The 12,494-nt window shown below is 66.4% G+C and carries 10 protein-coding genes; 2 read left to right on the top strand and 8 right to left on the bottom strand.

Features of this window, described 5'->3' with window-relative positions; all coding sequences use genetic code 11:
• Positions 1–58: 58 nt before the first annotated feature.
• Together poxB and BBJ41_RS29215 are read right to left on the bottom strand one after the other, a co-directional pair.
• Positions 59–1,780 carry a ubiquinone-dependent pyruvate dehydrogenase gene (gene poxB / locus BBJ41_RS29220; RefSeq protein ID WP_069749661.1) on the bottom strand — a complete coding sequence of 574 codons (1,722 nt, stop codon included), beginning with the start codon at positions 1,778–1,780 and terminating at the stop codon, positions 59–61.
• 248 nt (positions 1,781–2,028) lie between these two features.
• Positions 2,029–2,577 (bottom strand): Lrp/AsnC family transcriptional regulator, encoded by a 549-nt coding sequence (locus tag BBJ41_RS29215; RefSeq protein ID WP_069749660.1) that lies wholly within the window; start codon positions 2,575–2,577, stop codon positions 2,029–2,031.
• 164 nt (positions 2,578–2,741) lie between these two features.
• Here BBJ41_RS29215 and mdeB point away from each other — a divergent pair, with 164 nt between their 5' ends.
• Complete coding sequence (mdeB, locus tag BBJ41_RS29210) at positions 2,742–5,483, top strand: alpha-ketoglutarate dehydrogenase (protein WP_069749659.1); 2,742 nt, start codon at positions 2,742–2,744, stop codon at positions 5,481–5,483.
• 107 nt (positions 5,484–5,590) lie between these two features.
• Here mdeB and BBJ41_RS29205 read toward each other — a convergent pair whose 3' ends face one another.
• Positions 5,591–6,109, bottom strand: a complete 519-nt coding sequence (locus BBJ41_RS29205; RefSeq protein ID WP_069749658.1) for an Lrp/AsnC family transcriptional regulator — start codon at positions 6,107–6,109, stop codon at positions 5,591–5,593.
• A gap of 200 nt (positions 6,110–6,309) precedes the next feature.
• Here BBJ41_RS29205 and BBJ41_RS29200 point away from each other — a divergent pair, with 200 nt between their 5' ends.
• Positions 6,310–7,326, top strand: a complete 1,017-nt coding sequence (locus tag BBJ41_RS29200; protein WP_069749657.1) for a 1-aminocyclopropane-1-carboxylate deaminase — start codon at positions 6,310–6,312, stop codon at positions 7,324–7,326.
• A 101-nt stretch (positions 7,327–7,427) separates the two neighbouring features.
• On the opposite strand, the gene BBJ41_RS29195 is transcribed toward BBJ41_RS29200, so the two are convergent.
• Genes BBJ41_RS29195 through BBJ41_RS29175 form a run of 5 tightly spaced genes read right to left on the bottom strand, consistent with a single transcriptional unit; the run spans position 7,428 to position 12,483 of the window.
• Complete coding sequence (locus BBJ41_RS29195; RefSeq protein ID WP_167362222.1) at positions 7,428–8,186, bottom strand: heparin lyase I family protein; 759 nt, start codon at positions 8,184–8,186, stop codon at positions 7,428–7,430.
• Positions 8,176–8,940 (bottom strand): WecB/TagA/CpsF family glycosyltransferase, encoded by a 765-nt coding sequence (locus BBJ41_RS29190; protein ID WP_069749655.1) that lies wholly within the window; start codon positions 8,938–8,940, stop codon positions 8,176–8,178. Before BBJ41_RS29190 ends, BBJ41_RS29195 begins: the two co-directional genes overlap by 11 nt.
• A complete protein-coding gene (locus tag BBJ41_RS29185; RefSeq protein WP_069749654.1) occupies positions 8,937–9,953 on the bottom strand; it encodes a glycosyltransferase in 1,017 nt (338 codons plus the stop codon). Before BBJ41_RS29185 ends, BBJ41_RS29190 begins: the two co-directional genes overlap by 4 nt.
• Positions 9,950–11,200, bottom strand: coding sequence for a hypothetical protein (locus BBJ41_RS29180; RefSeq protein WP_156814890.1), 1,251 nt, complete (start codon positions 11,198–11,200; stop codon positions 9,950–9,952). The genes BBJ41_RS29185 and BBJ41_RS29180 overlap by 4 nt, the downstream gene beginning before the upstream one ends.
• Entirely contained in the window at positions 11,197–12,483 is a 1,287-nt protein-coding gene (locus BBJ41_RS29175; protein WP_069749652.1) for a hypothetical protein, read from the bottom strand. The genes BBJ41_RS29180 and BBJ41_RS29175 overlap by 4 nt, the downstream gene beginning before the upstream one ends.
• Between the last annotated feature and the right edge of the window lie 11 nt (positions 12,484–12,494).

The following is a 12,494-nucleotide window of genomic DNA, read 5'->3' as shown; positions in this document are numbered from 1 at the left end:
TCGTGTTGTTCGGCGATACGACAGCGCGCGACGCACGATGCGCCACGCGCGGCACGCATCACCGCAGGTTGGTTCGCGCGAGCTCGACGATCTCGTCGCCGCGGCCGCTGAGGATCGCGCGCAGCATGAACAGGCTGAAGCCTTTCGCATGCGCGAGCTCGATCTTCGGCGGCATCGCAAGCTCGTATTTCGACGTGACGACGTCGACCACCGCCGGCCCGTCATGCTCGAACGCCATGCGCAACGCCTGCTCGACGTTCTCCGAATGCTCGACGCGCACGCTGAAGATGCCCGCGCCCTTCGCGATCGCCGCGAAGTCGGTCGGGCTCAGGTCGACGTTGGTATCGAGATAACCGGCCGCCTTCAGCTCCATCGACACGAAGCCGAGCAGGCTGTTGTTGTAGACGACGATCTTGATCGGCAGCTTGAGCTGGCGCGCACTCAGCAGATCGCCGAGCAGCATCGACAGCCCGCCGTCGCCGGACAGCGACACGACCTGCCGCCCCGGATGCGCGCCCTGTGCGCCGAGCGCCTGCGGCATCGCGTTCGCCATCGAGCCGTGATTGAACGAGCCGTGCAGTTGCCGCTTGCCGTTCATCGTCAGGTAGCGCGCGGCCCACAGCGTGGGCGTGCCGACGTCGGCCGTGAAGATCGCATCGTCGGCCGCGACTTCGTCGACGATCTTCGTCAGGTATTGCGGATGGATCGCGCGGCCCGGCGGCTCCGCCACCGCGAGATCGTCGAGCCCCTTGCGCGCGGCCGTGTAGTGCTTCAGCGCATTCTCGAGGAAGCGCCACTGCGTCTTGCGCGTGAGGCGCGGCAGCAGCGCCGCGATCGTGTCCTTCACGGTGCCGACGAGGCCGAGCGCGAGCGGCGCGCGATGGCCGAGCTGCGAGCCCTTCCAGTCGATCTGCGCGACCTTCGCGTTCGACGGATAAAACGGCCGGTACGGGAAATCCGTGCCGAGCATCAGCAGCGTGTCGCACGATTCCATCGCGTGATAACCCGAACTGAATCCGATCAGCCCCGTCATCCCAACGTCGAACGGATTATCCCATTCGACGAACTGCTTGCCGCGCAGCGCATGCACGACCGGCGCCCCAAGCGTGTCGGCCAGCGCGACCACTTCGTCGTGCGCGCCCTGCGTGCCGCTGCCGCACAGCAGCGTGACCGCGTCGGACGCATTCAGCAGCGCCGCGAGCCGGTCGAGATCGGCATCGGCCGGCACGATCGACGGCGGCGCCGATTCGCTCCACGCAGGCAGCTCGTCCGGGCCGTCGCCGAGCGCGATGTCGCCCGGCAGCACGATCACCGCGACGCCGCGCTCCTCGATCGCGGTGCGCATCGCACGCGCGAGCACGCGCGGAAACTGCGACGCGTTGGTCACCAGCTCCGCGAAGTGGCTGCACTCGCGGAACAGCTCCTGCGGATGGGTTTCCTGAAAGTAGCCGAGCCCGATCTCGGTCGACGGAATGTGCGCGGCGATCGCGAGCACCGGCTGGTGATTGCGGTGACAGTCGTACAGCCCGTTGATCAGGTGCAGGTTGCCGGGGCCGCAACTGCCCGCGCACACCGCGAGCCGCCCGGTCGACGCGGCATCCGCACCGGCCGCGAACGCGGCGCTTTCCTCGTGCCGCGTGTGCATCCAGCGGATCGAGCCGATCTGGGCCAGGCTGAACGACAGGCCGTTCAGGCTGTCGCCTGTCACGCCCCAGATGCGCTCGACGCCCGCCGCCGCCAGCGTCTTCGCCAGATATTCCGCCATCGTCTGTCTTGCCATGATGCCCTCACGCGTTGATTGACCGAGACATGCCCGCCCCGCCCGCGCGTTCGCACGCGCCGCGGACCGGACGAGCATACGTGATTGGCCCGCGCCGTGCCTCGAAGGCGCGGGCGGCCCGACTGGCGTACGAGGCGTGCTCGTGCGATGGGTTCGATGACGGGTTCGATCCGTCGCCGCGCCGTGCAGCGCGTGTCATCGTTTCGTTACCTGCGTGTCGGCAAACGGACAGGCTGGCAGCGCGTCGCTCAGCTCCAGTCGGACGCCGATTCGTCCGGATCGACGAGCGTGAGCCCCGCCGCCGGCAGCGGCAGCGCGGTCTTGTAGCGCACCTGCTTCAGCGCGAAGCTCGACCGGATGTTCGACACGCCGGGAATCGTCGTGAGCCGCTCGATGATGAAACGCTCGAGCGTGCGCATGTCGGGCATCACGACGCGCAGCAGGTAGTCGGCGTCGCCCGACATCAGGTAGCACTCCATCACCTCAGGCCGCTGCGAGATCGCCTCCTCGAAGCGCTGCAGCGCATCCTCGAAGCGCTGCAGCGCATCCTCGACCTGCTTCTCGAGGCTGACCTGGATGAACACGTTGATCCGCAGCCCGAGCGGCTCGGGATCGAGCAGCGTGACCTGCTGCCGGAACAGCCCGAGCTTTTCCAGCGCACGCACGCGGTTGAAGCATGGCGTGGCCGACAGGTTCACGGCGCGCGCGAGTTCCGCGTTCGTGATCCGCGCGTTCTGCTGGAGCTGGTTCAGGATGCCGATGTCGATGCGGTCGAGCCGCCGCGGATTTGCGCTCATGGTCGAAATATTCCTAAAGAGTGGCCACAACCGGAATATTTACACTACCAGCGCGCAAATTCCCAATGAAATCAGACGCATATTTTGCAGATCGGCGGGTAGCATGATCCGACCGATTTCCACTGATTGCGCGCCGCCTCGAACCGGTGCGCGGGAGACCTGCGATGACGGACCTGTCGAACGGTATCGAAGCCACGCGGCGCGCGGGCCTCGCGCACGCGGACGCCGACCCCGAGGAAACCGCCGAATGGCTGGAAGCGCTCGACGCGGTCGTCGCGCACGTCGGCAAGGATCGCGCGCGGTTCCTGCTCGACCGGCTCGCCGCGCATGCGCACACCCGCGGGCTCGCGGCGTCGCGCGGGCCCGTCACGCCGTACGTGAACACGATCGCCGCGCACGAACAGCCGGCATACCCCGGCGATGCCGATCTCGAGGAACGGCTGTCCGCCGCGCTGCGCTGGAACGCGCTCGCGATGGTCGTGCGCGCGAACCGCGCGTACGGCGAGCTGGGCGGCCACATCGCGAGCTACGCGTCGGCGTCCGACCTGTTCGAAGTCGGCTTCAACCATTTCTTCCGCGCGGCAACGGCCGACGGCAACGACGGCGAAAGCGACACACGCGGCCCTGGCGGCGACCTCGTCTACTTCCAGCCGCATTCGTCGCCGGGCGTCTATGCGCGCGCGTATCTCGAAGGCTTCCTCGACGAGGAACACCTGAAGCACTACCGCCGCGAAATCGCCGGGCCCGGCCTGTGTTCGTATCCGCATCCGTGGCTGATGCCGGATTTCTGGCAGTTCCCGACCGGCTCGATGGGCATCGGCCCGATCAACGCGATCTACCAGGCGCGCTTCATGCGCTACCTGCAGCATCGCGGGCTCGCGAACACGGCCGGCCGCACGGTGTGGGGCTTCTTCGGCGACGGCGAGATGGACGAGCCCGAATCGCTCGGCGCGCTGTCGCTGGCCGCGCGCGAAGGGCTCGACAACCTCGTGTTCGTGATCAACTGCAACCTGCAGCGGCTCGACGGCCCGGTGCGCGGCAACGGCCGCGTGATCGACGAGCTCGAGGCGCTGTTCGCGGGCGCCGGGTGGAACGTGCTCAAGGTGTTGTGGGGCTCCGACTGGGACCCGCTGTTCGCGCGCGACCACGCAGGCGCGCTCGCACGCGCGTTCGACGATACCGTCGACGGCCAGTTCCAGACCTTCTCCGCGAACGACGGCGCGTACAACCGCGCGCGCTTCTTCAGTCAGGACCCCGCGCTCGAAGCGCTCGCCGCCCAACTCACCGACGCGGAGATCGACCGCCTGCGCCGCGGCGGCCACGACGCGCGCAAGCTGCACGCCGCGTATGCACGCGCGCTGGCCCATCGCGGCCAGCCGACCGTGATCCTCGCGAAGACGATGAAGGGTTACGGAATGGGCGCGGCCGGCCAGGGGCGGATGACGACCCATCAGCAGAAGAAGCTCGAGGTCGACGACCTGAAGGCGTTCCGCGACCGCTTCCGGCTGCCGCTGTCGGATCTCGACGTCGAGCAGCTCAAGTTCTACAAACCAGCCGAAGACAGCCGCGAGATGCGCTACCTGCATGCTCGCCGGGCTGCCCTGGGCGGCTATCTGCCCAGAAGGCGGATGGCGGCGTCGGAGGGGCTGACCGTCCCGCCGGCGCCGGCCTGGGGTGCGTTCGCGCTGGATGCGGCGGGCCGCGAGATGTCGACGACGATGGCGCTCGTGCGCATGCTCGCCGCGCTGCTGAAGGATCGCGCAATCGGCTCGCGCGTCGTACCGATCGTCGCCGACGAAGCGCGCACGTTCGGCATGGCGAGCCTGTTCCGGCAAGTCGGCATCTACTCGCCGCTCGGGCAGCGCTACGAGCCCGAGGATCTCGGCTCAATGCTCTACTACCGCGAGGACACGCGCGGGCAGATACTCGAGGAAGGCATCTCGGAGGCCGGCGCGATCTCGTCGTGGATCGCGGCCGCGACCGCGTACAGCGTGCACGACCTGCCGATGCTGCCGTTCTACATCTACTACTCGATGTTCGGCTTCCAGCGCGTCGGCGACCTGATCTGGGCCGCCGCCGACCAGCGCTCGCGCGGCTTCCTGGTCGGCGCGACGTCGGGCCGCACGACGCTCGGCGGCGAAGGCCTGCAGCACCAGGACGGCAGCAGCCATCTGGCCGCGTCGACGATACCGAACTGCCGCGCGTACGATCCGGCGTTCGCGTACGAAGTCGCGACGATCGTCGATGCGGGCATGCGCGAGATGGTCGAGCAGCAACGCGACGTGTTCTATTACGTGACCGTCACGAACGAGAACTACGCACAGCCGTCGATGCCCGGCGACGATCCGGACGCGCGCCGCGCGGGCATCCTGAAGGGCATGCATTTGTTGCCGGCCGAATCGAACGCGACGGCGCGCGTGCAGTTGCTCGGCGCGGGCGCGATCCTCGGCGAAGTGCTCGCCGCGCAGCGCCTGCTGAAGGACGACTGGGGCATCGACGCGGCCGTGTGGAGCGTCACGAGCTTCACCGAACTGCAGCGCGACGGGATGGAAGCCGAGCGGCTGTCGCGGCTCGGTGCGGTGGCGGACGAGCCGTATGTCACGCGGATGCTGTCGGCGGCGCAAGGCCCCGTGATCGCCGCGACCGACTACGTGCGCGCGGTGCCCGAACTGATCCGTGCGTTTGTGCCGCGCCGCTACTTGACGCTCGGCACCGACGGGTTCGGACGCAGCGACACGCGCGACGCGCTGCGCGCATTCTTCGAGGTCGATCGCGCGAGCATCGTGCTCGCCGCGCTGAAGGCGCTGGCCGATGACGGCGAACTCGACCCGGCGATCGTGAGTGCCGCGCGTGAACGGCTCGGCAAGACGATGCGGCAGCCTGGCGACGCGCCCTGGCAGCGCTGAGCATGCGGGCCGTGTCCACCGTGGTGCGCTGCCCTGTCGGGCAGCGCCACCGATCAGCACGCGGCTGACGCCGCACGCGTCGCCGGCCGCGCGGCACATACGCGCCGCTACACGGGCAGCGCGTGCGTCGACAGGATTTCCTTCAGCACCATGAAGCTGCGCACCTGCCGCACGCCCGGCAGGTACAGCAGCTGCTCCGCATGCAAGCGGTTGAAGCTCTCGCTGTCACGCGTGCGCACCAGCATGAAGTAGTCGAACTCGCCGGTCACGACATGGCATTCGACACACCCCGACACCTTCTGCGCGGCCTTCTCGAACGCGGCGAACGCTTCCGGCGTCGAGCGATCGAGCACGAAGCCGATCACGACGAGCATGCCCGCGCCGAGCGGCTTCGGGTCGAGCAGCGCGACGATCCCGCGGATCAACCCCGTTTCCTTTAACCGTTCGACGCGCCGCAGGCACGCCGGCGCGCTCAGTTTGACTTTCGCGGCGAGCGCCACGTTCGAGATCGATGCGTCCTGCTGCAAATACCGGAGGATCGCGCGGTCGATGCGATCGAGCGTGGCGGCGGGCGCGGTGGACTCGGGTGCGGGTATGGCTGCCGCCGGTTTCCTGCCTAATTTCATTGCGTCTCCATGGTTTTTTGAAAACCGAAAATGCGTGACTGGCGATGTGTTCCTCATGAACGTAGGCCAACGTTATTTATTTCGCAAGCTCATTTCTCGCGTGCACGCCTATCATTTTTTCATCGGATGCCGGCCTGCGCGCAGGCGCCGAGTCCTTGATTCCCGTGCGACACACACACCACCTTCCCGGAGACGCCTCGATGAACCTGCAACGCTTCCCCCGTTATCCGCTGACGTTCGGCCCGACCCCGATCCAGCCGCTCAAGCGCCTGAGCGAACACCTCGGCGGCAAGGTCGAGCTCTATGCGAAGCGGGAGGACTGCAACAGCGGCCTCGCGTTTGGCGGCAACAAGACGCGCAAGCTCGAATACCTGATCCCCGACGCGCTCGCGCAAGGCGCGGACACGCTCGTATCGATCGGCGGCGTCCAGTCGAACCAGACGCGGCAGGTCGCGGCCGCCGCCGCGCATCTCGGGATGAAATGCGTGCTCGTGCAGGAGCACTGGGTCAACTACGACGACCCCGTGTACGACCGCGTCGGCAACATTCAGTTGTCGCGCATGATGGGCGCCGACGTGCGGCTCGTCGCAGACGGCTTCGACATCGGCATCCGCCGCAGTTGGGAAGAAGCGATGGAGAGCGTGCGACAGGCCGGCGGCAAGCCGTATCCGATTCCCGCCGGCTGTTCGGAACATCCGTTCGGCGGGCTCGGTTTCGTCGGCTTCGCGGAGGAAGTGCGCGCGCAGGAGGCGCAGCTGGGCTTCAAATTCGACTACATCGTCGTGTGCTCGGTGACGGGCAGCACGCAGGCCGGGATGGTGGTCGGCTTCGCGGCCGACGGGCGCGCGGATCGCGTGATTGGCATCGACGCGTCGGCGACGCCCGACAAGACGCACGCGCAGATCGCGCGCATCGCGCGCCATACGGCCGAACTCGTCGAACTCGGGCGCGCGATTACCGATGCGGACGTCGTGCTCGATACGCGTTATGCGGGCCCCGAGTATGGGCTGCCGAACGATGGCACGCTCGACGCAATTCGGCTGTGCGCGCGGCTCGAAGGCGTGCTGACCGATCCCGTCTATGAAGGCAAGTCGATGCACGGGATGATCGACAAGGTGCGGCGCGGGGAATTCGAGCCGGGGTCGAAGGTGTTGTATGCGCACCTGGGCGGGGTGCCGGCGTTGAGTGCGTATGCGGAGATTTTCCGGAACGGGTGAGGTGGGCGGGCATGACAAGGTGCATCGGCGCACCCGGTTCAGGAAGCCTTCGTTGGAGCCGGTGCGACGCACGCCCGGCCCGACTCCGCTCGCCAGACGGCCTAGCGCAAGACCTTCATTTCGATGTCGCCGTAATACATCGTCCGCTCGTTCACATCGGACGGGCGGGTCTTCCACCACCACTTGTAGAGGCCGAGCTTGAAGTAGGCCTGGCGATCGTCCGGATACGCATTCGGCGTACCCGTCACATGCACGACGCGCTCGCCGTTCCGGAAGACGTCGGTCAGCGCGTCGCCGCCTCTATCGTCCGGCCGATAGCGCAGCACCCACCGGACCGGTTGCCCGCGGTCCGCCGACGGGTCGCCGAATGCAAACGACTGGGTCGGCGTACCCGGCGCACCGCGTACGTCGACCTCATATTTCCCGGCGTTCAGCAGCAGCGCGAACGGCGGCGATCCGTCGTTGCCGCCCTGATGCAACTGCGCGATGAGTTCAGGCTGCCTGGAATCGAACCGGTAGTCGGCTGGAATCACCGTCGACCAGCGCACCTCGTAATCGCGGCCGTTGATGAAGCGAAACACCGGGGAAAAGCTGATCTCCGAACGCGGCGTGCCGCTCGCCACGCCGCTGAAGTCCTGCGAACGATTCATCGTCACCCTCAACAGCGGGCCGTGAATACCGGGAAGCTCGCCAGTCGCGATGTTCTGCGGCGCAGGTTCCTGCAAACGAAGCCGCGCATCGATGCCGCTCGCCCAGTCCGACCGATAGAAGCGCGTTTCGTCACGCGCGCCGCTTTCCGGGCTCGCGTGACAGAGCGACGCGACGAGCACGCAGGCGGCAGCAACGAATCTAGCGCGCATCGGACGCCCCTTTTCGCCGAAACACCCGCGACACATATGCGCCCGCCAGCATCACCAGGAACCGGCTGTTGGTCGACAGATAGCGTTTCCACATGCGCCCCGGCTCCTGAATCACGCGAAACGCCCACTCGAGACCGCTACGCTGCATCCAGATCGGCGCCCGCTTCACCTTCCCCGCCACCACATCGAACGCCCCGCCCACACCCATCACGAAATCAACGCCCAATTGCGATTTCCAGCGATTGATGAAGTTCTCCTTGCGCGGCGACGTAATCGCGACGAACAGCAGTCGCGCGCCTGACCGGCGAATGTCGTCCACGACCGCCTGCTCGTCGTCCCAGAAATAGCCATGGTGATATCCGGCGATCGGCAAGCGCGGGTAGCGCGCTGCCGCGATCCCGGCAACCCGCTCGACGATTTCCTGTGTCGCGCCGAGCAGGTAGACGGGTAGCCCTTTCGCGTCAGCCAGCGCCAGCAGCCGAACGAAAAGATCCACGCCCGCGACGCGCCCGGGCACCGGAATGCCGAGCAGCCGCGCGCCCCAGACGACGCCCATACCGTCGACGTTGACGATGTCGCACGCGCGGACCGACGCGGCGAGTTCCGCGTCGCGCTGCAGGTTGACGATCTTCGCGACGTTGACGACGACGTGCTGCGTGAATTGCCGCTTCTCGACTCTCGCGCCGACCCACTCGACCGTATCGTCCATCGACATCAGGTCGATCGGGCATGAAAAGAATTCAGCACGGTTCATTGCATTTCCTCGCTTTCCTGCCGTTCGACATCGGGACGATCGTGAGCGCACCGGGACGGCCGGCAAATCGACGTGTACAACGCCTTCAACTTCGCCGACACGTCGGCCGAGAAGTACCCGAGCGCCGCAAGTTTCTCGCGCCCGTTGGATCGCGCGCCGGCGTTCAACACATCGGCAAGCTCGTTCGTGAGCCGACCCGCGTCGTGGTCGAACACGACCATGCCCGGCGACACGCCTTCGAGCAGTTGCCGCACGTTGCCGACATCGACCGACACGACCGGCAGATTGAGCGCCATCGCCTCCTTGACCGATTGCGGCGACCCTTCCCGGGCCGACGTCATCAGCAGGCACGCGGCACGTGCCAGCAGATCGCGCACCTCACTGCGATCGAGACCGTCGATATGCCGCTCCTGAACCCGGATGCCATGTTGCGCCGAAAGCTGCCGCAGCACCTGTGAAAACAGCGGATAGTTCTTCTCCGGCCGCTGCGGCGACGACGGAAAGACGACGATCGGCACATCGGATTCCGCACGCGCATCGTCACGATGCTCAATGAAGAGCGTCTCGTTGACGGCGCACGGGATCGTCGCGCAGCGGCTATTCAGCCGGATCAGTCGCGATGAAATTTCCGCGCTCACGCCAATGCACGCGTGCGCGAAGCAGGCCATCGTTTTCGACACCGCGCGCATCCATAGCGGGCCCAGGATGTCCGTGCCGTGGAACGTGATGACGACCCGCGCCTTCGTGAACAGCCGGACCAGCGGCGCAGAGCACGCGCTCAGGCCGAAGTGGTAATGCACGATGTCGTACCGGCCCGCTCGGGCCGTCTTCCAGACCTGCCCGATCGAGCGCAGGTACTCGCTCTTGTCGCGATACCCTTCGACGACGAGCACATCCACCGTGCAGTTGCCGGATTGCCGAAGCGCCTCGACCTGCTCGGTTACGAACACACCTTGCCATGGGCTCTCGCGGTTGCTGCCGAGATACATGTTCGTGACGACCAGAATATTCATGAGCGAACCTCCACCGCACCGTCGCGATACGCCGGGCCAGCGCCCGGCCGACCCCACGAAAACGCATACATCGCCAGCAGCGCGGAAAATACGTAAGACGGCGACACAAACGCCATCGAGAAGATGTTGTCGAAGCAGAACGCGCCGACGATGTACAACCAGACAGCAGGCTTGCGCCGCGCCTGTCCGTACCCAAGCACGAACACCAGCCACGCGATCGCACCGAACACGCCCATCTCGACGAACAGGTGCGGGTAAAACGTGTCGGTCGTCTTCAGCAGGCCGCCGAGTCCGTACCAGTCGAAGTGATAGAGCTGATAGAGCGGCGACGAGAACTTCACCGAGGCTGGGCCACCGAAGCTGCCCAGCCCTTCGCCGAGCAGATGGCCGTTGCGAATCGACTCGAACATCACCCGATAGGATTCGGCGCGTGCCGAATTGCCCGCGACGACGTAGAACAGGATCTTCGCCATGCCGACCTTCAACAGCGAATCCAGCACGCCCGTCGCCGCGAGCGTGAGCATCGCGCCGGCGAGGCCGGCAGCGGCCAGCCATGTCCGCACGTCCCTTGCATTCCTCACGAACGGGTAGAACGCGAGCGCGGCGAACAGTTTGAACGAGAAGCCGAGTAACCCGAAGAACAGGAAAACCCACGACGCAATCGCCGCGCGGCGGCCGGACCAGTACCAGCGACACAGCAGGAACGCACAGAAATTGATGAAGCTGAATTCCGAAAAGAACCCCATCCACCCCTGCGCACGCAGGAACAATCCGGAGTCGATCCGCACCGGCATGAACAGCGGCAGGCCGGCCGCATACGACGCGTAGAAATACAGCTGGAACAGATCGTTGCTCACGACCACGCCGATGAACGTCTTGACCAGCACGTCGAGCCGGTCACGGTACGGGAAGATCGCCACCGTGATCGCGACCGGAAAGAGGAAGCGGACGAGCTCCTCGATCCCCGCGTCGACATTGAGCGCCAGCAGCATCCCGATGCAGAGCGACACAGCCACCGGAAGCGCGACGACGGCCAGCCGGTGAAAGCGCGGACGCAGGAGGATCGCCGCGAACACCAGGCCGAACGCGCCCATCTTCACGACCTGCGATCGATCGTCGTCGAGCGTGAGCAGCGTATCGCTGACGCAGAAGACAACGTACGCAAGCGCCAGCAGGCCGGCGCCCAGGTCGGCCACACGCGACCGACGATGCGGCGCGATCGCCGCCATTCGAATCGCCGCGCTCATGAACCCACTCCCGCCGCCATCGGCATCGCCTTGGGGTCAGCGGCGTCCGTCGCCCTGACCGATTCCGCATATGCGGCACGCACCCGTCGCGCATGCATCACGACAACGGCGTTCCGGATCAGCGTCACGACCACCGCGGCCCCCATCATGCAGAAGAACCCGGCTTCGCCGCCGAGCGCCACGCAACCGCCGAGCAGCGCGATGAACAGCACCGACGTGCCGATGTTGATCCGCGCGGTAGCCGCGCTCTGTTCGAACACCATCATCACGTTGCTGCTGACAACACCGAGCACGCCGGCCGCGCACTGGATCGCCAGCAGCACGCCGCCCGCCAGCACCGCATACGCGCCGTTGTCGCCAAGTCCATAGCGATAAGTCAGCCCCACCACCATCACCAGATTCGCAACCAGCACGACCAGATTCGACAGGTCGATGTTGCGCCGCATCGCGCCCAGCGTCGCATCGATTGACGCCTTGTCCTTCTTGCGCTTCACGAGCTCGGGCAACTGCGCGATCGAAATGGCGCGCGGCAGCAGGTTGCCGACCGCGGTCAACGACGAGAACAGCGACAGCATCCCCGCGAACGATGCGCCGCACATCGCATTCGCGGCCGGCACGATCACCAGCGCGATGCCGCCGGACAGGAAATTGGTCAGCCCGAACTGCAGCCCCTTGACGTCGATGCGCATCGAGAACGCGTGACGCACCGGCGCACCGATCGCGGCGAACATCGCGATCGACACCGCAACCAGCGAGACGGCCAGACACAGCGACGCGGATGCACCATGCCGCGTGCCGACCCAGAGCGCCGCACACGACCCCGCGATCAGCAGGCAGTCGAACGCGATCGTGATCCGGTAGCGGCGGTACGCCACGAAGAAATGCCGCGCCAGTTGATATCCGGTCCAGCCCCACATCAGCGCCACCACGCCGCCGAGATCGAACTCGACGAGACCGGTCGCGGACACCAGCATGCACGCGAGCGTGGCGGCCACGGCCGTCCATCCGGCCATCGACACCAGCGCGTAGAACGCACCGCGCGCCGCCAGCTTCCCGTCACTCGCGGGCACGCGCACCAGAATCAGCGTCGCCCAGCCGATGGCCGTGAAGAACCCGATCATCTGCGCAATCGACAGGTTGGACGCCGCATGCCCGAGCTCATCCAGCGAACAGATCCGCTGGATGAGCCAGAACGTCAGCACGCGATAGAGACCGGGCGCCCCCGTACAAACCAGTGCCTCGAGACGGCCCAGCAGCTTTCCGGCATCGGCATTCGACAGCATGACTTTCGCGC

This window comes from Burkholderia stabilis, assembly GCF_001742165.1.
In the GTDB taxonomy this organism is placed as follows: domain Bacteria; phylum Pseudomonadota; class Gammaproteobacteria; order Burkholderiales; family Burkholderiaceae; genus Burkholderia; species Burkholderia stabilis.
The sequence above is the reverse complement of the archived record's forward strand: the minus strand, read 5'-3'. Positions and strand labels throughout refer to the sequence as shown.